This window comes from Erythrobacter sp. SG61-1L (assembly GCF_001305965.1).
Lineage (GTDB): Bacteria > Pseudomonadota > Alphaproteobacteria > Sphingomonadales > Sphingomonadaceae > Andeanibacterium.
Map to the genome: position 1 here is coordinate 2,312,019 of NZ_JXQC01000003.1, position 24,076 is coordinate 2,336,094.

Annotated in this window: 15 protein-coding genes; 9 read left to right on the forward strand and 6 right to left on the reverse strand. The window is 63.9% G+C overall.

Annotation, left to right across the window (positions count from 1 at the left end; translation table 11 throughout):
• Nucleotides 1–30 precede the first annotated feature (30 nt).
• From SZ64_RS11330 to SZ64_RS11355, 6 genes are all read right to left on the reverse strand, one after another.
• Nucleotides 31–1,368, reverse strand: coding sequence for an MFS transporter (locus SZ64_RS11330; protein ID WP_054530925.1), 1,338 nt, complete (start codon nucleotides 1,366–1,368; stop codon nucleotides 31–33).
• Nucleotides 1,369–1,383: 15 nt separating this feature from the next.
• On the reverse strand, nucleotides 1,384–2,727 hold the full coding sequence (locus SZ64_RS11335) for an MFS transporter (protein WP_054530926.1): 1,344 nt from the start codon (nucleotides 2,725–2,727) through the stop codon (nucleotides 1,384–1,386).
• 43 nt (nucleotides 2,728–2,770) lie between these two features.
• Nucleotides 2,771–3,925: an alpha-hydroxy acid oxidase gene (locus tag SZ64_RS11340; protein WP_054530927.1), complete on the reverse strand. Its 1,155-nt coding sequence runs from the start codon at nucleotides 3,923–3,925 to the stop codon at nucleotides 2,771–2,773.
• A 115-nt stretch (nucleotides 3,926–4,040) separates the two neighbouring features.
• Nucleotides 4,041–4,775 (reverse strand): SDR family oxidoreductase, encoded by a 735-nt coding sequence (locus SZ64_RS11345; RefSeq protein WP_156313626.1) that lies wholly within the window; start codon nucleotides 4,773–4,775, stop codon nucleotides 4,041–4,043.
• A 1,235-nt stretch (nucleotides 4,776–6,010) separates the two neighbouring features.
• Nucleotides 6,011–7,018 (reverse strand): LLM class flavin-dependent oxidoreductase, encoded by a 1,008-nt coding sequence (locus SZ64_RS11350; RefSeq protein ID WP_054530928.1) that lies wholly within the window; start codon nucleotides 7,016–7,018, stop codon nucleotides 6,011–6,013.
• Nucleotides 7,019–7,066: 48 nt separating this feature from the next.
• Nucleotides 7,067–7,729 (reverse strand): queuosine precursor transporter, encoded by a 663-nt coding sequence (locus SZ64_RS11355; protein ID WP_082384557.1) that lies wholly within the window; start codon nucleotides 7,727–7,729, stop codon nucleotides 7,067–7,069.
• Nucleotides 7,730–7,872: 143 nt separating this feature from the next.
• On the opposite strand from SZ64_RS11355, the gene SZ64_RS11360 reads away from it, so the two are divergent.
• The 9 genes from SZ64_RS11360 (at nucleotide 7,873) to SZ64_RS11400 (ending at nucleotide 24,042) form a co-directional block, all read left to right on the forward strand.
• Nucleotides 7,873–9,186 carry a nucleoside transporter C-terminal domain-containing protein gene (locus SZ64_RS11360; protein ID WP_054530929.1) on the forward strand — a complete coding sequence of 438 codons (1,314 nt, stop codon included), beginning with the start codon at nucleotides 7,873–7,875 and terminating at the stop codon, nucleotides 9,184–9,186.
• 9 nt (nucleotides 9,187–9,195) lie between these two features.
• Entirely contained in the window at nucleotides 9,196–10,125 is a 930-nt protein-coding gene (locus tag SZ64_RS11365) for a 2-oxoglutarate and iron-dependent oxygenase domain-containing protein (protein ID WP_054530930.1), read from the forward strand.
• Nucleotides 10,126–10,405: 280 nt separating this feature from the next.
• Nucleotides 10,406–13,855: a TonB-dependent receptor gene (locus SZ64_RS11370; RefSeq protein WP_054530931.1), complete on the forward strand. Its 3,450-nt coding sequence runs from the start codon at nucleotides 10,406–10,408 to the stop codon at nucleotides 13,853–13,855.
• Between the two features lie 140 nt (nucleotides 13,856–13,995).
• Entirely contained in the window at nucleotides 13,996–14,907 is a 912-nt protein-coding gene (locus SZ64_RS11375; RefSeq protein ID WP_054530932.1) for an alpha/beta hydrolase, read from the forward strand.
• Nucleotides 14,907–16,526, forward strand: a complete 1,620-nt coding sequence (locus SZ64_RS11380) for an NAD(P)/FAD-dependent oxidoreductase (RefSeq protein WP_054530933.1) — start codon at nucleotides 14,907–14,909, stop codon at nucleotides 16,524–16,526. The genes SZ64_RS11375 and SZ64_RS11380 overlap by 1 nt, the downstream gene beginning before the upstream one ends.
• Before the next feature lie 275 nt (nucleotides 16,527–16,801).
• Nucleotides 16,802–19,858 (forward strand): TonB-dependent receptor, encoded by a 3,057-nt coding sequence (locus SZ64_RS11385; RefSeq protein ID WP_054530934.1) that lies wholly within the window; start codon nucleotides 16,802–16,804, stop codon nucleotides 19,856–19,858.
• Between the two features lie 171 nt (nucleotides 19,859–20,029).
• Nucleotides 20,030–20,848: a universal stress protein gene (locus SZ64_RS11390; RefSeq protein ID WP_054530935.1), complete on the forward strand. Its 819-nt coding sequence runs from the start codon at nucleotides 20,030–20,032 to the stop codon at nucleotides 20,846–20,848.
• A 178-nt stretch (nucleotides 20,849–21,026) separates the two neighbouring features.
• A complete protein-coding gene (locus SZ64_RS11395; protein WP_054530936.1) occupies nucleotides 21,027–22,985 on the forward strand; it encodes a PQQ-binding-like beta-propeller repeat protein in 1,959 nt (652 codons plus the stop codon).
• Between the two features lie 37 nt (nucleotides 22,986–23,022).
• Nucleotides 23,023–24,042 (forward strand): VOC family protein, encoded by a 1,020-nt coding sequence (locus SZ64_RS11400; protein WP_054530937.1) that lies wholly within the window; start codon nucleotides 23,023–23,025, stop codon nucleotides 24,040–24,042.
• Nucleotides 24,043–24,076 lie beyond the last annotated feature (34 nt).

Genomic DNA, 24,076 nt, shown 5'->3' on the forward strand with positions numbered 1-24,076 from the left:
CCGGCCCCTATAGCACCGATATTCGCCCCGTCAGGCAGCAGCGCGCGCGGGCGGCACCTGCCGATCGACAATGAATACCGATGCCGAAACGAGGATCGCGGCAATGCACAGCACGGCAAAGAAGGGCACCACGCTGCCCTGCCCCAGATCGAGCAGCCAGCCGCCCAGCCCGCTGGCCGAGATCGCCCCGATCCGGCCCACGAAGATGCCAAAGCCGATCCCGGCCGAGCGGCAGGACGCCGGATAGCCGTAAGTCATCATGGCATAGAAGCTGGCGATGGCCGCGCTGAACAGGGCCGCGGCAAGGCCGATCAGCGCCACGATCACCTTGCCTTCGCCCGCGCCCGGAACGCCGGAAAGCTGTTCCAGCCGGAAGGCCAGCAGCAGCAGAGTGAAGAACAGGCCCACCGTTATCACCGCCATGACCCTGCGCGATCCGAAATGCTGGACCAGCAGGCCCGCCGCGATGGAGGATGCGATGGACGTCAGCCCCGCGACCGATACGGCATAGCTCGCCTCCTCAAACGTGAAGCCCTTGGCGGTCAGCATGGTGGTGGTCCAGTTGAGGATGCCATAGGCGCAGGTGGCCGCCGCCGCGAAGGCGATGCCGATGCCGAGATTCAGCCGGAAATTGCCCTTGTCGAACACGCCCACGGCAACCCCGTCGCGGTCCGTATGATGGCGTTCGGGCACGATGTCGTCATCGCCGGGCAGCACCTTGGCCGCCGCCGCGCGGGCCTCTGCCGCCTTGCCGCGTGCCAGCAGGAAGCTGGGGCTGTCGCGCAGCACCATCACGATCAGCACCACCACCAGCAGGGTGGCAAGGCCGATCACCACGAAGGAACCGCGCCAGCCATAGAGATCGACCAGCGTGGGCGCGAGCGCGGCCACCACCAGTCCGCCGGCGGGCGTGCCCACCGAAAGGGTGGTGACCCCTACCGAGCGCCAGCGGTCCGGCAGCCATTCGCCCGCCAGCGTGATCGCATTGGCATAGGCCGAACCGAAGCCCAGCCCACCCACTACGCGCCATGCGGCCATGTGCCACACATCGCCCGCCTGGCTGGCGCCGACCGTGGCGAGGGAGAACAGCACGGTGGCGATGGCCAGCGACCAGCGCCGCCCGATCGTGTCGCCCAGCCAGCCGCCGCCCCATGACCCGATGCCGAAGCCGACCAGCGCCGCGCTCATCGCGATGCCGAAAGTGCCGCCCGCCACGCCGAATTCCTCGATCACCTTGGGGGCCACGATGCCCAGCAGCTGGGCATCCATCCCGTCGCACACCAGCACCAGCATGCAGATGGCGAAGGTCGCCACCGAAAAAGCCTTGAGCGGCGAGCGCGACAAGGCCTCGCTGAAGGTCTGCGCCATCCTCTGTTCTCCCTATTATACCCGTGCCGGCGCGATATGCCGGTCTATGATCCAGGCCGACGAACTGACCGCCAATGCACAGGCGGCCATCACGCCGAAGAATGGCAGCACGGATGTGCCGCCCCAATTGAGCAGATATCCGCCCGACAACGCCATGGCGATCCCGCCGATCCGGCCGAGCAGCATGCCGAGCCCGATACCGGTCGACCGGCAGGATACCGGATAGCCCAGCGCCATCATGGCATAGATCGTGGAAATGCCGAGGCTGACCACGCCGCCAACCAGGCCTGCCAGAACATAGACCGCTGCCAAAGCGGCACCGTCCGGCGCGGCAGAGAGATGTTCCACAATCAGAAACAGGATTGCGACCGCCGCGAAGGTTATCACCGAACACGCCGCCATCGTCCTGCGCGATCCCAATATCCGCACCACTGGCCCGCCTGCCAGTGCACCGGCGACCGACATAAGCCCCGCCCAGAATATCACGCCGATTGCCTGAGCCTGCGTAAAACCGCGCGAGGTGAACAGCACCACGCCCCACAGCGTCACCCCATAGACAATCGCAGTGCATGCGGAAAAGGCAACGGCGACGCCCAGCGTCAGCCGCGTATGATCGCGATGGAATAGGCCGATGCGCTTACCCGCTGCGCCCGGCGCCCCTGTCGACCCGGCCGGTTCGGGCAACAACTCGATCTCTTGCCCAAAAATCCGCCGCGCGGTGCGATTGGCAGCATCTTCCCGCCCTTTGGCAAGCAACCATGACGGAGTTTCCCGCACCAGCAGCAGAGCCAGGAAACCGATCAGGATCGAGGCTCCGCCAAAAATGGCGAACAGCCCGCGCCAGCCGAAATCCTCCAGCAGGAAAGGCGCGATGCCCGCGGCCACTGTCGCTCCCGCCGGTGTACCGACCGAAAGCAGCGCGATGACATAGGTGCGGAACCGTTCGGGCGTCCATTCGCTGGCCAGTGCCAGCCCGTTCGGCCCCGCCGCCCCGAAACCAAGCCCACCCAGCAAGCGCAGGGCGGCAAGTGTTCCCATCGTTTCGGCCTGGCTGGAGGCCATTGTGGTCACGCCGAAGAACAGAGCGGAGGCGAACAACATATTGACTCGCCCGAACCGGTCCCCCAGCCAGCCGCCCAGCAAAGCCCCAATACCCGCACCCAGCAGTGAAGCTGTCAGGGAAGTGCCGAATTCGGCCCGGTCCACGCCCCATTCGGCAATGATGCTGGGCACCACAAGGCCAAGGGCCTGGGCGTCCATCCCATCGAAAACCAGTACCAGCAGAACCATCGCCACCACGGTCAGCTGGAACAGCCGCACCGGGCCTGTGCTTACGGCCTGCGAAAAAGTGATCTGCACCCAGTCATCCCCCTTCTCCCGGCCGTCCGCTCTCTATGGCGGATCAGCCCAACAGGTCTTTTGTCACCTCGCTTATGTCTCTTGCGCCCAGCAGGCCCATGGTCCTGACGGTTTCAGCCTTGAGAAGTTCCAGCGCGCGCACCACGCCGTCTTCACCGCCAGCGGCAAGGCCATAGAGCGCGGCCCTTCCGGCCAGCACGCCCCTGGCGCCCAGGGCCACGGCCTTCACTACATCGCTGCCGCGCCGCACGCCGCTGTCCAGCAGGACTTCGAGCTTGTTGCCGACGGCCGAAACTATGGCAGGCAGCGCCTCCATCGAGGAGATGGAACTGTCCAGCCCGCGCGCGCCATGGTTGGAAACCACGATCCCATCCGCCCCGGCCTTCGCTGCCAGTTCGGCATCGTCGGGCCGCAGCAGGCCCTTGAGAACGAGCTTGCCCTTCCAGCGATCGCGCAGGCGGGCAATCTCGTCCCAGTCGATATTGTCCTGCTTGAACAGTGCGCCGGGATGCGCGCTTTGCGTCACCCGGTTGCGCAGCCGGTCAGGCAGGTTGGCCTGAGAAGGAATGCCGCCGCTCATCGCATAACGGCCCATCACGCCCAGCAGCCAGCGCGGATGCATCAAGATGTCCGCCGTGTTCCGCGCATTGAGGCGGAAGGGCGTACCGAAGCCATTACGATAGAGATATTCGCGATTGGGCGGCACCGGCAGGTCCAGCGTGACCAGCAGGGCCTCGCAGCCCAGTTCCTGCGCCCGGTCCACCACGGCATAGGACAGCGAACGGTCCTTCCATGTATAGAGCTGGAACCACAGCCGCCCGCCCGCCACGGCGATCTGATCTATATCCATCGTGCTGGCGCTGCAGATGGTGAAAGGTACGCCCGCGCGCGCGGCGGCCTTGGCCAGCGCCAGATCGCCCTGATACCACAGCAGCCCCGCTGCCCCGGTGGGGGCCACGGCCAGCGGAATGGCGGACGGCGTGCCCAGCAGGCTGGTCGATCCGTCCACCTGTTCCACATTGCGGGCCACATGCGGGCGGAAGGTTACGGCATCGAAGCCCGCGCGGTTACGCGGCAGGCCCAGTTCGTCTTCCGTCCCGCGCTCGACATATTCCCACACGCCCAGTGGCAGGCGGGCTTTCGCCCGCTTGCGCAGGTCGGCAATGTTGAAACTGCCGAAGGTGGGGCTGCCGGTCATGCAAAGATTCCTTCGTCATCGCGAGCGAAGCGAAGCGATCCAGAGCCTGGCGCGTCAGGCCCTGGATTGCCGCGGGCCTCCGGCCCTCGCAATGACGAAAAGGAAAGCAAGTCCCTCAGCCGCGGCCGAGGAAAGGCAGCTTGTTCTGGACGATCATCGCCTCATAGAAATTGAGGTGATCGGGCAGCGCGGTCATGTGGATGATCGCATCGGCGATATCTTCCGGCATGGCCGCGAAATCCTTGTCCAGCTTGACCGCGCCGGGCGCGATTTCGGTGGCGACGATGCCGGGATTGAACATCGAAGCGGCAATGTTGAATTCCCGCCCGTCAATGGCGAGCGAGCGGGTCAGCCCGTCGAGGCCCCACTTGCTGGCGGCATAGGCCGGGCTGTCCGCACGGGGCACGCGGGCCGAGATCGAGCCGACATTGATGATGCGGCCATGGCCCTTGTCCTTCATGATGCGGAAGGCCTCGCGGCTGCACAGGAAGGCGGAGGTAAGGTTGGTTTCGATCACCCGGTGCCACATTTCGAGCGAAAGCTCGTAAACCGGGGTGCTGTCGGCAATGCCGGCATTGTTGATCAGGATGTCCACGGTGCCGAAGCGGTCCACGGCCTGCTTGAACAGATTGGCCACGGCTTCTTCGCTGGTGACGTCGGTCGCCACGGCCAGCGCTTCGCCGCCTGCGTCCTCGATCTTCTTCACCAGCCCTTCAAGGCGGTCCACCCGGCGCGCGGCCAGCACTACCTTGGCACCGGCAGCGGCATAGCCCAGCGCGCAGGCCTCGCCGATGCCGGAACTGGCACCCGTGACGACCGCGACACGCCCTTTGAGGATTTCAAGATTCACCGGCTTCCTCCAAATATCTCGTTTGATCTAATCCCTCCCCCTCCCCAACCGGAAACCGGAGCGGAGTGCAAGCCGATAGTGCGCAAACGACTGGTGAGGTGCGCCTGTGCCCTGTCGTCATCCCGGCTCTTCGACAGGCTCTGGGTGGACCTCCGAGCGGTCGGTCCGGGATCGCTGGCCTTTGCGCACGCCTGGTTGCCTACTTCCTGTTTCGTCATCCCCGCGCAGGCGGGGATCCAGTCGACGGTTGCTGCTGGATCCCCGCCTGCGCGGGGATGACGAAGATCGGGTTCAACCCCCTGCCCCCTTGGTCATCCCGGACCTGTTCCGGGATCCAGCTTCTTCTTCTCGCCAAAAAGCTGGACCCCGGAATAAATTCGGGGTGACACGTAAAGTGCAATGGGCGAATTTGGCGTTTTCAATTGACATTACGAACCGTTTCGGTTATATGCCCCACACCTTGCAGCAATAGCACGCTGCGAGCCTCCAATCCGGAGGGCGGCATGTCGACTGCCTTTCCTCCCTTGTTCGCTTTGAACAACGCGGCCGGTGCGGGTGTGTGTCTGTTGGGGGCGTTACCCCTTGGCAAAGCCGCCTGCGCCAGATGCGGTTACCGGATGTGCGGATTCACCGGCCGCCCCCGATCCTGCCCCCTCTTGCGGGCAGGCCATCCGGGGCGTGCACGCAGAACCGCCAGTGGCGCGGGATCATCACCCGCGAGAATGGGATGCCCGGCTGCGAGCCCGCGGGCGCCTTTTCCGGCCGGTCACCGATCGGGTTGAGCCAGGTGCATGGTGGATGTGCCCGGCCCTTCGCTATCCTTCCGCCCGCCCCCTGCACGCGCCATTCCTGACGCCGTGCCGGCCGCGCGATTGGTTTGTTTGCACTACACTGGCGGTAAGGTCCGGGTTTGCCGCCGGATGGGGTTTTGTGCCTGCGCCCCAACTACAACCCCAACCTTCGTCATCCCCGCGCAGGCGGGGATCCAGTTCAACCCTTGCTGCTGGATTCCCGCCTGCGCGGGAATGACGAATTAGGGGGAGAGTGCGTAATCACCCACACCCGCTCATCCTGAGCTTGTCGGAAGCGAAGCTGGCCGAAGGCCAACGACACGCGAGACCTTTGCCCAGCCGGACCCGCACAGGGACCAAGTCCAACACGCATCCCGCATCCTTCGACAGGCTCAGGATGGGCGGAGGTGGGGAGGCCGGGCCGGGATGGGTCTTGCGGGTAACTCACCCAAATGCCGGCATGACCTCCGCCGCAAACAATTCCGCCGAGCGGGTCACTTGCGGCAGGCGCATGTCGCCGAAGGCGAACCAGCCGACCAAATAGGTGATGCCGCGCTCCACTTCCCGCTCCACGAAAGCCCGGACTGTCTCGGGCGAACCGGCGCAGCAATTGCCGCGGGCCTGCAATTCGTCCCAGTTGTCGGGATAGATCTCGGTGAAGGGCCGGGGATAGCCGCGCTCGATCCATAATTGGGCGAAGCTGTCGCGCCAGCGCAGATAGGCCGGGCGGGCGATGGCCAGCGCCGCTTCATCCGTATCGGCCACCACCATGTGGCGGCTCACCCCCACCAGCGGCATATGGGCCACATCGCCGCCATGGGTCAGCCATTCGCTGCGATAGAGGTCCGCCACCTGCCGCACCCGTTCCCCATGGGCGAGCGTGACGATATTGATTCCCTCGCGCGCGCACCACTGGATCGAGGCCGGGCTGCCCGCGCCATACCACAGCGGCGGATGCGGCTGCTGCACCGGCTTCACTCGCATCGGCACGCGGTCGAACCGGAAATGCGCGCCTTCATAGCTCAGTTCGTCACCGGTGAGGCCTTGCAGCAGCACCTCCAGCGCCTCGTCGAACAGGGCGCGCTGATCGTCCATCTCGATGCCGAAGAAGCCCGCCTCGATCAGCGAGGCCCCCTTGCCCACGCCCAGTTGCAGCCGCCCGCCCGAAAGGCTGTCGAGCATCGCAACCTCCTCTATCAGCCGCAGCGGATGGTAGAGCGGCAGGCAATAGACCAGCGGGCCGAATTTCAGCCGCGTGGTGCGCTGGGCCAGCGCCGCCAGCAGCACGGAGGGCGAAGGGGATCGGCCCAGCGGCGTGCCGTGATGTTCGGCCACGTGATAGGCATAGAAGCCGCAGCGATCGTAGACTTCCGCCATCCGCAGTCGGTCTTCCAGCTGGCGGTGCAGCGGCTGCCCGTCATCGTCCACATGGTCGAATATGCCGAAGCGCATGGTCCCTCCCCCTTGTCCTTTGGGCGGGAGGCTAACCCATTCCCCGCCTCAGGAATAGCGGCGGGCGAGCTTCACCAGCAGCGCGATCAGCGGCGGCACCAGCACCAGCGACAGCACCACCTTGGCCAGCGCCTGCCCAAGGATCAGATTGCCGATGGGCCGCACGCCAAGGAAGGCGATGGTGATGAAGATCAGCGTATCGACCACCTGGCTCAGCATGGAAGCAATCGCCCCGCGCAGCGCCACCAGCCGCCCGCCAAATGCCGCCAGCTTGGAAAAGATCAGCACGTTCAGCGTCATGGAAACGCCATAGGCTGCAATGCCCGCCAGCATCAGGCGCCAGCTCTGGCCAAGGATGATCGGGAAGGCTTCCTGCGCCGGGGGATACATGCCCGGATCGGTGGGCAGTTCGATCACCAGCCAGGTCAGCAGGATCGCAGTGGACAGCGGCACGAAGCCGAAACGCACCAGCCGGTCCGCCACCGGGCGTCCGTAAAGTTCCGCCACTGCGCTGGAAATCGCCACCAGCATCAGGAAGGGGAAAATCCCTGCCTCCACTGCCAGCGGACCCAGCCCCACCTGCTTGGCCCCCAGCACGCCCGCGATGCAGGTCATCCCGCCATAGAGCAGGGCGAACAGGAACAGCGGTTGCGGGATGGCCTTGAGGGCGGCGGAGGATGCGGGTTCGGGCGCGTGATCGGCAGAGTCCATGGCCCTGCCTATTGCGCAATCCCGCATTTGGGAAGTGGTTCGGCCTGCAACCTGTTTGACCTTGCTGCATTGCACGCGCCATAACTGCCCCAAGACGGGATTCGGGCGCCGCCGCGGCGCCGCCGTGGAACAGGGACGCCGCTTTGCTCATCAACCTGGCCGGGATCGCCGCGATCCTCCTTATCGCCCTGCTGCTGTCCACCGGCAGGCGGCGCATCCGCCTGCGCGTGGTGGGCGCGGCCTTTGCCCTGCAAGCGGGCATCGCGCTGATCGTGCTGCGCACGCCATGGGGCAAGGCCGCGATCCAGGGCATGGCGAACGGGGTTTCGGCCCTGCTTTCCTATGCCGACAAGGGCACGGAATTCCTGTTCGGCGCACCAGCGGACAATCCGCTTTCCGGCACTTTCGCGCTGGGCGCCCTGCCGGTGATCATCTTCTTCGCCTCGCTGGTTTCCATCCTCTATTACCTTGGCATCATGCAGCGCGTCGTGCGCTGGGTGGGCGGCGCCATCGGCTGGGTGACGGGCATCGGCCGCGTGGAATCGCTGGGCGCGGCGGCGAATATCTTCGTCGGCCAGTCGGAAAGCCCGCTGGTGGTGCGCCCCTATCTCGCGGCGCTGTCCCCCTCGGGCATCTTCACGCTGATGACGGTGGGCATGGCGGGCGTGGCAGGCACGATCCTGGCGGCCTATGCCGGTGTGCTGGGCCATGAATATCTCCCCTATCTGCTGGCCGCCGCCTTCATGTCGGCGCCCGGCGGCATCCTGATGGCCAAGATCATCATGCCGGACGACAGCCCCGCCACGCCCGAGCCGGAGGGCGAGATCGCCCTGCCCAAGGCCCGCATCAGCGCAGAAGGCCCCGCCGCCCTGACCGAAGGCGGGGAAAAGCCGCATGAAGTGGAAGTGGCCCAGACCTTCGAGGAAGGGGAAAAGCCCGCCAATATCATCGAAGCCGCCGCGCAAGGCGCGCAGACCGGGGTGAAGCTGGCCGTCGCCGTGGGCGCGATGGTGCTGGCCTTCGTGGCGCTGGTGGCGCTGGCCAACGGCATTCTGGGCGGCATCGGCGGCTGGTTCGGGCTGGACGGGCTGACCTTCCAGAAGCTGATCGGCTATGTCTTCGCCCCGGTGATGTACCTGCTGGGCATCCCCTGGAACGAAGCGCAGATCGCAGGCGGGCTGTTCGGTACCAAGGTGGTGCTGAACGAATTCGTGGCCTTCATCGAACTGGGCGGGATCGACGGCTCCATGCTGTCGGACCGCAGCCGGGCGATCGTCACCTTCTCGCTCTGCGGTTTCGCCAATTTCAGCTCCATCGCGATCCAGATGGCGGTGACGGGCGGCCTTGCCCCTAACCAGCGCCCGGTGATTGCGAAGCTGGGCCTGCGGGCACTGGCGGCCGGCTCGCTCGCCAATCTGATGAGCGCCGCGCTGGCGGGCCTCTTCCTGTCGTTCTAAGGTAGTTCCATGAACCAGATCGCCACCGTCTCCCTCGCCCGCCCCCTGCCCGACATGGCGGACGAACTGGGCCAGAGCTTCCGCGAATGGGGCTTTGCCGTGGTGCGCGACCATGGCCTGCCCGCCGATCTGGTGGCCAAGGCCTGGGAACTGACACGCGAATTCTTCGCCCTGCCCGACGATGTGAAGCGCACCTATCACATACCCGGCACGGGCGGCGCGCGCGGCTATACCCCCTTCGGCACGGAACGGGCGAAGGATGCCGAAGTCCATGACCTCAAGGAATTCTGGCATATCGGCCGCAGCCTGCCGCCCGGCGATCCGCTGGAACAATTCATGCGGCCCAATATCTGGCCCGCCGAAATCCCCGAATTCCGCGAAACCTTCGAGGCGCTCTATTCCGCCTTCGAAGTGGCAGGCGGCCGTATCCTTGCCGCCATCGCGCTGCATCTTGGCCTGCCGGAAGACTGGTTCGCCCCCACGGTGAAGGACGGCAATTCGGTGATGCGCCTGCTGCATTATCCGCCGCTGCCCGAAAGCGCGCCGGAAGGGGCGATCCGCGCCGCCGCCCATGGCGACATCAACACGATCACCCTGCTGCTGGGCGCGGAAGAAGCCGGGCTGCAGGTGCTTTCGGCCAAGGGCGAATGGACCTCGATCACTCCGCCCGATGGCGCATTGGCAGTGAACATCGGCGACATGCTGGAACGGCTTACCAACAACCGCCTGAAATCCACCCTGCATCGCGTGGTGAACCCGGTTGGCCCGGCGGCCCGCCGGTCGCGCTATTCGATGCCGTTCTTCCTGCATTTCAGGCCGGATTTCGTGATCGAAACCCTGCCCGGCTGCGTGGACGATGCCCATCCGGACCTCTATCCGCAGCCGCTTTCCAGCCACGAATTCCTGCTGCAGCGCCTGCGCGAGATTAACCTGGCCTGAGTCGCGCGAAGACCAATCGAAGGCGCTGCAACGCACCAATTGAGCCTTTTCGCCATGTGGACGGCTTGTGGAAAACGGCCGCAAGGCGAAAATTCCCGGAATGTTGCAACGCGGCAACAACGCGCAAAAAACCCGCGGAAATCAGGCCTCGCAGCGGCAAAAATCGCTGCATCGCAATAGCTGGTTCCCGCTGTAACCAACCCGTCATGAAACAGACATGGTTGCGTCTCGAACCAACCATACGCACCCCGGCACCACGCTAACAGGGAGCGTCACTCCAATGAAACTGAAGTATCTTCTCGCAGCCAGCGTTGCAGGCCTGACGGCCGCCGTTGTGCTTCCGGCGCCCGCCGCCGCCCAGCAGATCACCTCCGGCATTCAGGGCCGCGTGCTTGCAGAAGACGGCAACGCGCTGCCTGGCGCCATGGTAACGGTGCGCGATGACCGTACCGGCGTCGAACGCACGATGGTTGCCGACAGCGAAGGCCGCTTCCGCGCCTCCAACCTCACCACGGGCGGTCCCTACACCGTCACTTCCGATCTCGATGGCTATGAAGGCCAGTCTGTCGGCGGCGTCTTCCTGACCCTGCAGGGCGAGACCAGCCTGACCTTCACGCTGATGCCCGGTTCGGGCGCCATCGTGGTTTCGGCTGCGCGCGTGGGCGCCACCCAGCTGGCAGTCGGCCCCGGCCAGAGCTTCACCAGCGAATTGCTGACCGATGCGCCCAGCTTCAACCGCGACGTGCGCGACGTGATCCGCATCGACCCGCGCGTCAGCCTTGACCGCGACGACGGCGGCTCGGGCCAGGATCGCATTTCCTGCCTTGGCGGCAATGACCGCGGCAACGCCTTCACGGTGGACGGCACCAGCCAGGGCGATATTTACGGCCTGAACGACACGGGCTTCTCCTCGCGCAGCTCCACCCCGATCCCCTATGCGGCGGTGCGCGAAACCCAGGTTCAGTTTGCCCCGTTCGACGTCGATTACGGCGCCTTCACCGGCTGCTCGATCAACGTCGTCACCAAGTCGGGCACGAACGATTACCATTTCGGCGGCTTCTTCGAATATTCGGATGACGGCCTGCGCGGCAACAAGGTGGCCGGCGTAACCGTCGCCCCGATCGAGCCGGAAAAGCGCTGGGGCGTTCATCTCAGCGGCCCGGTGATCAAGGACTATGTCTGGCTTTACGGCGCCTATGAGCATCAGCAGGCTGGCCAGTCGCAGGATGACGGTCCGGCAGGCGGCAATTACCCGAACACGATCACGCAGGTTACTGTCGATCAGTTCAACGAAATCTCGCAGGTTCTCAGCGATGTCTACGGCGTCGAAACCGGCCCGCTGATCAAGAGCCGCCCCTATAGCAACGATCGCTATTTCATTCGCGGCGACTTCCAGCTTTCCGAACGCCACCGCGCCGAGCTGACCTATCAGCGGCTCGAAGAAAGCACGATGCGTTCCGACGATCAGGCCCGCACCGGCACCTATGGCGGCACGGTCATCGGCGAGAACACCTATTACCTCAGCGGCACCCGCTCCAACTACTACTCCGCCCGCCTCTATTCGGACTGGACCGACAACTTCTCCACCGAAGTGCGCTATTCGCGCTCCGAAGTGCGCGACGTGCAGGATCCGGTCGGCGGCGGTGAAGCACAGGATGCCAACCCGATCCCGCGTATCGTCGTGGGCGTGGACAATGGCTCCGATCCGGCAGGCGCCGTGGAAGCCGGCCCCGGCTTCTCGCGTTCGGGCAACGACCTGCGCACCAATCTCGACCAGTGGCGCGTTGCCGCCAAGCTGGATCTCGGTGCGCACAAGCTGAAGTTCGGCGGCGAGATCAACCAGGCGAACCTGTTCAACCTGTTCGTCCAGAATGCTACCGGCACGCTGGTCTTCCGCAATATCGACGACCTCAAGGAAGGCATCCTGGCCAATGGTTCGGGCACCACGAACTCGCCGGGCAATGTCGTCAGCGGCAATGTCTCGGGCGCGTTCGGCAACTTCTCGTCCACTGGCGACATCAACGATGCTGCCGCCAAGTTCCGCCGCACCATCTACTCGTTCTTCGTGCAGGACGATTGGGAAGTGACCGATCGCCTGTCAGCCACGCTGGGCCTGCGGGTGGACTGGTACAAGGGCGGCCATCCGACGCTGAACCAGAACTTTGTCAACCGCTACGGCTTCGGCAACGACACCGGCTTCGACGCGCTCGATCCGGTGTGGATGCCGCGCCTTGGCCTGACCTACGATCTCGACGATTTCGCCGTGTTCAGCCGCGCCCAGCTGCATGGCGGCGTGGGCATGTTCTCCGGCGGTGACCCGCTGGTGTGGTTCGGCAATGCCTTCCAGAACGACGGCCGCGGCTTCGCCCAGGGCACTTCGGCGGATTCCGCCTGCCCGGCAGGCCCGCTCGACGTGGTGGTGGACGGCCAGTTCACCGGCGTTCCGGACTGCTTCAAGGCGGCGGGCGTAGCCAGCGCCGCCGCCGGCCTTGGCGATACTCAGTCGATCGATCCGAATATCAAGATGCCGTCGGTGCTGCGCGCCAATTTCGGCCTCTCCAGCGACCTGAACTTTGCCGACAGCGGCTTCTTCAGCGGCTGGCACGTCGATCTGGACTACATCTACAGCCACTACATTAACCCGTTCAACGTGGTGGACCTGTCGATGGCGCCGAACATTTCGAAGGGCCTGAACGGCTATTCGATCGACGGTCGCCCGATCTATGCGGCTGTCGATCCCACCCGCTCGGGCTGTGACGCCACGCTGGTAAGCGCTTCGCCGGTTCCGACTTATGAGAACCTCTCGGCCGCATGCTTCGGCACCAGCCGCGACGACGAACTGATGCTCACCAATACGGGCAGCTATGACAGCCACATCGCCTCGATCATCCTGTCGAAGTATTTCGATGGCGGTGTCTTCACCTCGGGCGGTTCGACGAACTTCACCTTCGGCTATTCCTATACGGACTCGCATGACCGCCGGAGCATGTACAACTCGACCGCCGGTTCGAACTACGACAACCTCGCAGCCTTCGACCGTCAGAACCCGACCTCGACGACCGGCTTCTATTCCAGCCGCCACAACTTCACGGTCAGCGCGAATTTCCGCGAGGAATTCATCGAAGACCTGAAGACCGGCCTGGGCATCACCTTCGTCGCCCGTTCCGGCCGTCCCTATAGCCTGACCTTCGGTGGCAACGGCTATTACGGCGATTCGTCCTCGGGTTCGGACAATGCGCTGGCCTATCTGCCGACCGGCATCGACGATCCGAACATCTCGCCGTCCTCGCCGATCCTGGCCATCGCATCGAGCGATCCGAAGAGCTTCGATTCGATGATGAGCTGGATCAACAGCACCAACTGCGCGAAGCAGTATATCGGCACCAGCATCCCGCGTAACACCTGCGACGGCGACTGGTACTTCGATATGGACCTTTCCTTCTCGCAGGAAATCCCGGGTCCGGGCCATCTGTTCGGGTACAAGGAAGACAAGATCAAGCTCTACGCCACGATCGACAACTTCCTGAACCTGCTCGACGGCAACTGGAACGTGCAGCGCCGCCGCAACTATGCCGGTCTGCAGGACATCGTCGCCTCCACCGGCGTCGACAGCCAGGGCCGTTACATTATCGGCGCATTCAACGGCGCAGAATCGATCGCGGACGACAATGCGATCAACTTCAGCTCGTCTGTCTGGCGCATCAAGGTCGGCCTCAGCTACGATTTCTGATCGCAGCTCCGATTAAACTGAACAGGAAGCGGCGGCACCTTCGGGTGTCGCCGTTTTCGTTTGCGTGCCCCATCGGCGCCGCTACTCTCCCGACTCGATAAGGGCCGCGCATCATGCGGCCGATTGTTTGGGAGAGACTTGTGAATCCACGCCGTGGGGAAGAACCCGCGCTTGCTGCGCTTATCGAAGGCCTGCGTCAGGGCGGCCCCAACTTCGCCGACGATCCGGTGAAAGCGCGCGCCGATTTCGAAGAAACACTGGCCATGGTTCCCGTGGCGGAAGACCTGGTGTTCACGCCGGGCGAACTTGGCGGCATCCCTGCCCTGCACGGCACCTATCCCGGCGCCGATCCGGAAGCGGTGCTGGTCTATGTCCATGGCGGCGCCTTCATCGCGGGCAGCGCCTATGGCTATCGCGCGCTGGCAGGCGAACTCGCCCGTGCAGGCGGGCTTACCCTGTGGTCCATCGACTATCGCCTTGCCCCGGAACACCCCTTCCCCGCCGCGCTCGACGATTGCATCAATGCCTATCGCGCCTTGCTGGAACAGGGCATCGCGCCCGAAAAGATCGTGCTGGCGGGTGACAGCGCGGGCGGCGGGCTGGTGCTGTCCATGCTGATTGGCCTGCGCGAAGCGGGCGATCCCCTGCCCGCGGCCGCCCTGCCGATTTCCCCTTGGGCCAATCTGCTGTGCGATGGATCGACTTATGAAACCAATGCAGAGGCCGATGCATCGCTGACTGCCGAAGGGCTGCTGACGGCAGCCATCGCCTATATGGCGGGCAATGATGCGCGCAACCCCTATGCCTCCCCCGTTTTTGGCGGTTTGCATGGGTTGCCGCCCTTGCTGATCCAGGTCGGATCGGCGGAACTTCTGCTGGAGGATGCGATACGCATCGCCGCCAATGCAGCAACCAGCGGCACGCCGGTTCGGCTGGATGTGTGGCCGAACATGCCGCACGTCTTCCTGGCATTCAACTTCATGCTTGAAGCCGGGAAACTGGCCATAGAGGATGCTGGCACCTTCATGCGCCAGTCGCTCGGGAGGGCCTGATGGAAGGCCGCAATCCCGTCCCCTCGACACTCGACGTGCTGGTTGTGGGGGCGGGGTTCACCGGCCTCTACATGCAACTGAAACTGCGTCAGGCCGGGTTTTCTTCCCATGTGGTGGAGGCCGGCTCCGGCGTCGGCGGCACATGGTACTGGAACCGCTATCCCGGCGCGCGCTGCGATATTCCCAGCATCGAATATTCCTATTCCTTCTCGCCCGAGCTGGAGAAGGAATGGCGCTGGACCGAACGCTATGCCGCGCAGCCCGAGATCCTCGCCTATCTGGACCATGTAGCGGACCGCTTCGACCTTAAGCGCGACATTACCTTCGACACGCGCGTCACCTCTGCCCGCTGGAACGAGGCGGAGGCGAACTGGACGGTCGAGACCGATATGGGCGATATAGTCACCGCCCGCTTCGTAGTGCTGGGCACAGGCGCGCTCTCCGCCCCGAAAACGCCGGACCTGCCGGGCATCGAGAACTTCGCTGGCCCCATCCTCCACACCGCGACCTGGGACGACAAGATCGACCTTGCGGACAAGCGGATCGCGATCTTCGGTACCGGCTCTTCCGGCATTCAGGCGATCCCGCAACTGGCCAAGGCCGCGTCACGCCTCACCGTGTTCCAGCGCACGCCGAACTTCGCCGTGCCGGCAAACAACCGCGATCTGTCGGACGAGGAATTCACGGCCGCCCAGGCGACGTTGCAGCAGGACAGGGAATCCGCCCGTAATTCGCCGCTGGGCTTCTTCGGCGCGCCCCATCCCGGCGCGGCCAAGGCCCAGAGCGAGGATGCGCGGTCGGCCCGGTTCGAACAGCAATGGGGCGCAGGCACCACCGGCATGCTGATGGCCTATGAGGATCTGCTGTTCGACGAGGAGAGCAATTCCTACGCCGCGCGCTTCATCAACGACAAGATCGCGGGGATCGTGAAAGACCCGGCGAAGGTCCGCAAGATGAGCCCGCAATATCCGCTCGGCTCGCGTCGCATGTGTTCCGAAATCGGCTTTTACGAAACCATGGCACAGGACAACGTCACGCTGGTGGACGTGCGTGAAGACCCGGTGGCAGAGATCACCGCCGACGCCGTCGTGACGGAAAGCGGCGCGCATTATCCGGCCGATGTGATCGTCTTCGCCACCGGCTTCGATGCCTGCGTGGGCGCGATCAAGGCAATCGACATTCACGGGCGCGGCGGTGTTGCGCTCCGCGAGGAATGGGAGCTAGGGCCACGCTGCTATCTGGGGCTGGCGGTCGCGGGCTTCCCGAACCTGTTCACCGTCACCGGGCCGGGCAGCCCTTCGGTGCTGTCCAATGTCGTCGTCTCGATCGAGCAGCATGTCGAATGGATCGCACGCTGCCTCGAAGATCTGCGCGAACAAGGCGCTGCCTCCATCGAGGCCGAAGCGGATGCCGAGCAGGCGTGGATGACCCATGCCGACGAGGTGGCGAACATGACGCTCTTTCCCCGCGCCGACAGCTGGTACAAGGGCCGGACGCGCGACGGGCGCGAAGTGTTCATGCCCTATGTCGGCGGCGTGGGCGCCTATCGCGAGAAATGCGAACAGGTGGCCGCATCCGGCTACGAAGGCTTTGCCATAAGGCAGGCCCCTCCCGGCTGATCACCTGGACAAAACACCGACTGCACAAGCGCGCGAGGCCCCGGTTTCGCGCGTTTTTTGTTTGCGTACTGCCTCTTCCTATCGCTCACAAACCTCGCCCGGCCACTCCGGGCGCCTCCTGATTGCCCCGATTGACGTTTTATGAATATGTATTCATATTCATATTAGCGAGCGATGCTTCGGAGAACCACGGCAGGCTCGCCGCCCGCAAGGGCGATGGGGATCGGAGCCGGCGCACGGGACGCACCGGCCCACAGGATTGGGAGGGAATTTCAATGAACCGGAAGACGCATTTTGCTGCCCGCATGGCCTTGCGCGGCATGTTTGCATGTGGCGCCAGCGCGGCAGCCATGACCATGGGGGCGACCGTCGCTCTCGCCCAGGACGATACGGCAAGCGAGGAACAACCAACTATCGTGGTGACAGGCTCTCGCCTGGTCACCAACGGAATGGACACACCCGTTCCCGTCACTGCCGTGCAGGCCGAGGAACTGGAGGCCATGGACCCCAGTTCGCTAATCGCCTCGGTCAGCCAGTTGCCGCAATTCTATGCCAACCAGACACCGGGCAATGCGGCCTTCTTCACCCGTTCGGGCACCGGCACGCTCAATCTGCGCGGGCTTGGCGTCAACCGGACACTGACACTGCTTAACGGCCGCCGTTTTCCTTCGTCGAGCGCATTTGGCGGAGTGGACATCAATGTCTTCCCCGAAGCGATGATCAAGGGGATCGAGACCGTGACCGGCGGCGCGTCGGCCGCTTACGGCACCGATGCCGTGGCCGGCGTGACCAACTTCCTGCTCGATACCGATTTCACCGGGGTCCAGTTGGACCTGCAAGGCGGCATAACCTCACGCGGGGACAATGAGAATTACGAAGGCAAGCTGGCCTGGGGCACCAATCTGGGCGACCGTGGCCATCTGCTCGTCGCCGCGTCCTATGCCAAGACCGAAGGCGTCCACTCCTATGAAGGGCGCGACTGGTACAATGCGACCGGCGCGCTGCAGATCAACGGCGTGTGGACCGACTATGCCAATGTGCGATCCATGCATGGCAGTTTTGACGGCATCATCTCTTCCGCCAGCCCCTTGCTCAATGGCCTGCAGTTCAGTGCGAACGGCACCACATCACCCTTCGTGCCCGGATCGGTTTCGACCGGGGCAATCGGCACCAGCGGCGCGCGCAGCGTGGGCGGCAGCGGCGACGACATCGGCGGCGGCGAAGTCAACACGCTCTATCCCGATACCGACCGCTATTCGATCTTCGCCTATGGCGATTACGAGTTGAGCGACAACTTCAAGGTCTTCGCCCAATATGTCCGCGGCTACAATCGCCAGTGGCAGCACAGCTTCCCGCGCGGTTATTTCCTGGGCAATCCGCAGGGCACGATCACGATCTTCAAGGACAATGCGTTCCTGCCGGAAAACATCCGCGACATCATGAACGACAATAACATCGCTTCGTTCAATCTCCGCCGGGTGGGCAGCATCGAGGACATCGGCCAGTCCTATTGGGAAGACCGGGTGACGCAGAATGTCGGCACCGCAGGCTTCGAGGCCGAGATCGGCGGAGATGGCTTCCTGTCGGGATGGACGGTCGAAGGCTTCTATCAATATGGCCATTCACGGCGCGTGTGGGACCAGTACACCATCCGGCTTGACCGTATCTATGCCGCCCTCGATGCGGTGGATGATGGCACCGGCAATATCGTCTGCCGTGTGTCGCTCGATCCCGAAGGCGCTGCGGCGTTCCCGGGTTGCGCACCGCTCAACCTGTTCGGCCGGGGCAATGCCTCGGCAGAAGCAATCGACTATGTGCTGGGCAACGACGTCGGCGTGCACGTGGATACGCCGCTCTATTTCGCAAACCTCGGTTATACGGGCGAGACGCTGTCTTATGACTCCGTGGCGCCGAAGCGGAACATTACGACGTTCGAGCAGCATTTTGCTGAAGTTTCCGCACGTGGCGCATTGTTCGATAATTGGGCTGGCCCGGTCTCGCTCGCGCTGGGGGCTTCCTATCGCGAGGAATCGATCCGGCAGGTGGTGCAGGACACCACCAACCGCACATCGGACTTCGACACCAAGCCGTACACCGTTGTGAAGTGTGACAGCGCCGCTCTTGGCCTGCGCGGCGTGCCGGTGGGTGATTGCGCAAACAATGCCGTGGGCTTCCAGTTCTCCAAGGTTTCCAACATCCAAGGTGCAACCAAGGTGAAGGAAGCCTTTGCCGAAATGCTGTTCCCGCTGGTGAGCGATCAGCCCTGGATGCAGTCGGCAGCCATCAACGCGGCGGGTCGCTGGGCGAATTATTCGGGCGCGGGGGACATCTGGGCCTACAAGGTGGGCCTCGATCTGACCTTCTCCGACGCGTTCCGCCTGCGCGGTACCTATTCCCGCGACGTGCGCGCCGGCAATCTTTCAGAACGCTTCGACAAGACCGGCGGCGCGGCCAGCGTGGACGATCCACGCACGCCCGCACAGGAATCGATCTCCATCACCACCTTCAGCGGCGGCAATCCGAACATCAAGCCGGAGAAGGCCGACACACTGACCATTGGTGGCGTGTTCCAGCCAGGCTTCCTTCCGGGCTTCTCCGCATCGGTTGACTGGTATCAGGTGAAGATCAAGGACGCGATCGGGCGGGTAGGCCTGAACGAAGTGCTGCGCCGCTGCCTGGTGGATAACGAGGCTCAGTTCTGCGACCTTGTGACGCTGGTGAACGACGTGCCGACCAATGTGGGGGACCAATATGTCAACGTCGCCCAGTCCAAGGTGGAAGGGATAGATGCCGAGATCGGGTATCGCAGCAAGCTGAAGCTGTTCGGCGGGGATGAATCAATTTCCGCACGCATCTTCGCCGCCTGGCTGCTGGACCGCAGCGACACCGGCGCAACCGGAACCGTCACCCGGTTCGACGGGGTCACCGGCCTTTCCCCAGATACGGCGGCGGCAGGCCTGTTCCCCAAGTTCAAGGCGACCGGCAATGTCACATATCGGAACGGTCCGTTCACCGGCTTCCTGCAGGGCCGCCTGATCGGATCGGGCGTACGCACCTATCTGATCGGCGGTGCCGATGCCGTGGAAGGCGCCAATATCGCGGACAATTCCGTGCCCGCGATCTTCTATCTCGATGCGCGGCTCAGCTATGATTTCGATGTGGGCGGCACCGAAATACAGGCCTTCGTTTCAGCCACCAACCTGCTCGACAAGGATCCGCCCACCACGGGCGCCTTCCCCGTCAGCCTGGGCGGTTATGCCGTGCAGACCAATGCCAGCATGTTCGACGTTCTGGGCCGCCGCTTCACCGTGGGGGTCAAGCTGAAGATGTAAACTCTCCAGTGCCTTGCCCGGAAACGGGCATGGCGTTCGGGGGCGGATGGCAACATCCGCCCCACCCTTTTGCGCTGGATCATTCCTTTGTCATTGCCGCCGGCTACTGTAGTGTTTCGGAAAGGCGTTTCCCCGATCGGAGCGCTATGGCAGTTCGGGAGTGCGGCAGTCATGAAATCGGTACTCGTACAGATCAATCGCGACACCGGGCAGGAAGCCCGTTTTCAAGTCGCGCTGGACATCGTGCGCCACTTCGAAGGGCACCTCAGCTGCCTGCAGGTGGCACAGGTGGAGGCCTTCGCCGCGCTCGACCCCTATGGCGTGGGCCACATGCTGTCCGAAACCATCTCCATCGTGCGCGAAGCGGAAGAGGCGGAGAAGAAATCCTTCGAAACCCGCCTGAAGAACGAAGGCGTCAGCTGGGACTGGATCAGCGAAACCGGCGATCCTTCCCGCATGATCGTAGATCATAGCTGGCTGTCCGATCTGGTGGTGGTCAGCGCCCCTTCCGGGGATTGGCTGCCCCGGATCGATGCCCCGCCGACTGCCGCCGAAGTGCTGGTGCGCAGCCGCGCGCCCGTGCTGGTAGTACCCGACGCTTGCCGCGGGATCGATTGTGAAGCCCCGATTGCCATTGCGTGGAATGGATCACCTGAATCCTGCGCCGCAATTCGTGGCGCGCTGCCCCTGCTGCGCAATGCCGGTTCGGTCTGCCTGCTCAATGCCGCCCTGCCCGAAGGCGATTACGACCTCCCGCCGACCGAAGCCGCCACCTATCTCTCGCGTCACGGCGTGGCCTGCGAACTGGTGGAACTCCACCCCGGCGCCGGTCCGATCACCGATGCCGTGCTGGAAGCGGCAGAGGCACGCAAGGCAGGCATGCTGGTGATGGGCGCCTATGGCCATTCCCGCCTGCGCGAAAACATCCTTGGCGGGGTGACGCGCGGCATGTTGCAGAAGGCCCGGCTTCCGCTGCTTCTGGCGCATTGACCGCCTGGGCAGCTGCAGCGGCTGCCCAGACTTCGCCGGGAGTTGCGCTGGCGCGCGCGCCAAAAACTTAGCGTTCTATATGTTTACATTTCACCTATCGTGCCTCTAGACACTGTCTGGAACCGATGGCCCATGCGGCCTTTCGGAAAGACAGAATTGCCGGGGGAGAGGCACGAAAATGCGGATTCGGATTTCACTGGCGCTGGGCGCTGCCTGCCTTGCCATCGGCTCGCCGGCGATGTCGGGCGAGGATCTGACCAAGCCGGCCGATTGGCCGCGCTATGCGCGCGACATGGGCGGCACCCGGTTCTCGCCGCTGGACCAGATCAATACCGGCAATGTGAAGGATCTGCAGCAAGTTTGGACCTATCGCCTGCGCCCGCAGGGCGGCGCCGGGCTGCTGGGTGGCAGCGTGCCGATCGTGATCGACAACGTCCTCTACATGCCGCTGGGCGATGCGGTGGTGGCGCTGGAAGCTGATAGCGGAAAGGAAATCTGGCGGCACAAGGCCGAAGGCGGGCTGGTGCGCCGCGCGGTCAGCTACTGGCCCGGCGAAGGCAGGATCAAGCCGCGCATCTTCTATTCCACCGGCGATGCAATCTGGGCCTTGTCGGCAAAGACCGGCGAGGTCGATACGTCTTATGGCGACGGCGGCAAGTCGGCCATCGATGGCACGCCCTATTCCTATCCGCCTTCGGTCTACAAGAACGTGCTGGTGATCGGCGCGAACACTGCCGAGGATTCCAAGGGGCCGGCGGGCGACAGCCGCGCCTATGACGCGCGCACCGGCAAGAAATTGTGGCAGTTCCATACCGTGCCCCAACCCGGCGAAGTGGGCCACGAAACCTGGCTGGACGATGGGTGGAAGGAACGCTCCGGCACCAATATGTGGGTGTGGTACACCACTTACGATCCCAAGACGAACCTGCTGTATATGACCATCGGCGGACCCAGCCCGAACTATTACGGGGGTGACCGTCCGGGCAGCAATCTGTTCGGCAATTCGCTGGTCGCGGTGGACCTCGATACGGGCGAATATCGCTGGCACTTCCAGACCATCCATCACGATCTGTGGGACTGGGATCTGCCCGCCCCGCCGGTGCTGTTCGACGTGGTTAAAGATGGCAAGACCATCCCGGCCCTTGCCGAAACCGGCAAGCCGGGGCTGATGTATATCCTGAACCGCGAAACGGGCGAGCCGATCCACGGCGTGAACGAACATTTCGTGGCCGCCGCCAATGTGCCGGGCGAATGGTATTCGCCCACTCAGCCGATCCCGGTGAAGCCCGAGCCGCTGAACCGCGTGCGCTGGACGCCCGACGATGTGGTGACCGAAGCCGACACCAATGCGGAACATGTGGCGGCCTGCCACAAGCTCCTCGACTCTTACGGCGGCACCTTCTTCAACTCCGGCCCCTTCACGCCCTTCTTCCTGCATGAGGAAGGCGACCCCCCCCGCGCCTCGATCAACATGCCGCATAATGGCGGCTCGGTCTGGGGCGGCAGCGCGGCGGACCCGCACAAGGGGATCGTCTATATCAACACCAGCGAGGGCGGCTCGATCGGCTGGATCGAGAAGCGCGATCCCAAGGGCGATTACGGCCGGGGGACGACCACCTCCAGCCAGCCCTACGATCGCGGCAGCCTGACCGGGCCGGGCGCCTATTCCGGCTTCATGGCCAGCTTCACCAATGCGGATGGCCGCAAGGTCACTCTGCCCTGCTTCAAGCCGCCATGGGGCCGCCTGCTGGCGGTTGACGGCAATACGGGCGATATTCTGTGGGCCAGCAAGCTGGGGATCACGGAAGACCTGCCGAAGGAAAAACAGGATACCGGCGCCAATAACGGTTCTGGCGGGCCGATTGCCACGGCTGGCGGGCTGGTGTTCATCGGCGCCACGTCCGACCGCTATTTCCGTGCCTTCGATGCCGCCAATGGCGAAATACTGTGGGAGCAGCAGCTCGATTACGCGCCGCTTACCGTTCCCGTCACCTATCAAGGCAAGGACGGGCGCCAATATGTGGCGGTGATGGCCAGCGGATCGAGCCTGGCCCCGGCGGCGCGCACGCCGGAAGGCCGACCGGCCAATAATGAATCCCTCGTCGTCTTCGCGCTTCCCGGCCAGAAGGCCAAGTGAAGACAAGGCGAGCAAAAGAATGAACGGAGAGGCACGAATGCTCAGAAAATCCGCCTTCGCCCTTGCGGCAGGCATGTTCGCCATCGCGGGATGCACCGCCTCAGCCCAGACCGGCTCGGCACCCGCATCCACACCTGCGCCGGGCACCGTCACCACGCCCGAAGGCGCGCTGATGAGCGTCCATCCCGATCTGGCCTACAAGCCGGGCGAGCTGACGCAGGAACAGCTGATGAGCTCCACGCGTGACCTGATGGCGATGGATGCCATGAATGTATTCCGCCGCTTCCCGAACGGCATGACGCAGGAAATGGTGAAGTTCTATGTCGAGGGGCTGGCGCTGCGCTCGCTCAATCCGATCCAGCTCACTTCCACCCAGCAGATGATCCTGACCGGCGTGGGCAAGGCACAGATCAAGCTTTCCGCCGGACAACAGGGCAATCGGAAATATAATCTGGAAGGCGGCGTAAAGGGCGGCACCGGCATCCGCTATTTCTCGCTGAGCTATCCTGACAAGCAGGCCGTGATCGAACGGTTCAAGGCGGCGGGCCTTGCAGCACCTGCCTTTGTCGATCAGGGCAACGGGACACTGGCCGCGCTGGTCACCGATCCGGGCGGCTTTCCGATCCAGATCGTCATCCGCCCCGGCGCCAAGGATGGATCGAACGATGGCGTGGGCGTGGGCATCAGCGTCTCCGATCTGGAGAAGAGCCGCGCCTTCTATCGTGAATTCGTTGGGCTGGACGAACTGGCCCCGGTTACGGACAAACTGCTGGGCCTGACGCTCTATCCCTATCGCAACGGGGAAACGACCCTGTACCTCTATCACGCGGGCGATAATCTGCCGCAGGATAATGGCAGCGCGGGCATCCAGTATGTGGTGAAGGATTCCCCCATGGCCAATGCCAAGGCGCAGGCGCGCGGGATTGCGGTGGAAACGCCGCTGAACAAGCTCAACGGCTTCGATCTCATCACCGTCTGGCTCAACGATCCGGACGGGGTGACAAATTACTACGCCCAGGTCGGCCCCAATTCGCGGACCGCACAGGGCCGGAACTGACGCAAAAAGCCCCGCCAGTGGCGGGGCTTTTCAG

What these genes read in the sequence shown, in the direction of transcription:
- SZ64_RS11330 (WP_054530925.1), bottom strand. Translation starts at nt 1,368, where the DNA reads ATGGCGCAGACCTTCAGCGAGGCCTTGTCGCGCTCGCCGCTCAAGGCT.
- SZ64_RS11340 (WP_054530927.1), bottom strand. Translation starts at nt 3,925, where the DNA reads ATGACCGGCAGCCCCACCTTCGGCAGTTTCAACATTGCCGACCTGCGC.
- SZ64_RS11350 (WP_054530928.1), bottom strand. Translation starts at nt 7,018, where the DNA reads ATGCGCTTCGGCATATTCGACCATGTGGACGATGACGGGCAGCCGCTG.
- SZ64_RS11355 (WP_082384557.1), bottom strand. Translation starts at nt 7,729, where the DNA reads ATGGACTCTGCCGATCACGCGCCCGAACCCGCATCCTCCGCCGCCCTC.
- SZ64_RS11365 (WP_054530930.1), top strand. Translation starts at nt 9,196, where the DNA reads ATGAACCAGATCGCCACCGTCTCCCTCGCCCGCCCCCTGCCCGACATG.
- SZ64_RS11370 (WP_054530931.1), top strand. Translation starts at nt 10,406, where the DNA reads ATGAAACTGAAGTATCTTCTCGCAGCCAGCGTTGCAGGCCTGACGGCC.
- SZ64_RS11380 (WP_054530933.1), top strand. Translation starts at nt 14,907, where the DNA reads ATGGAAGGCCGCAATCCCGTCCCCTCGACACTCGACGTGCTGGTTGTG.
- SZ64_RS11385 (WP_054530934.1), top strand. Translation starts at nt 16,802, where the DNA reads ATGAACCGGAAGACGCATTTTGCTGCCCGCATGGCCTTGCGCGGCATG.
- SZ64_RS11390 (WP_054530935.1), top strand. Translation starts at nt 20,030, where the DNA reads ATGAAATCGGTACTCGTACAGATCAATCGCGACACCGGGCAGGAAGCC.
- SZ64_RS11395 (WP_054530936.1), top strand. Translation starts at nt 21,027, where the DNA reads ATGCGGATTCGGATTTCACTGGCGCTGGGCGCTGCCTGCCTTGCCATC.
- SZ64_RS11400 (WP_054530937.1), top strand. Translation starts at nt 23,023, where the DNA reads ATGCTCAGAAAATCCGCCTTCGCCCTTGCGGCAGGCATGTTCGCCATC.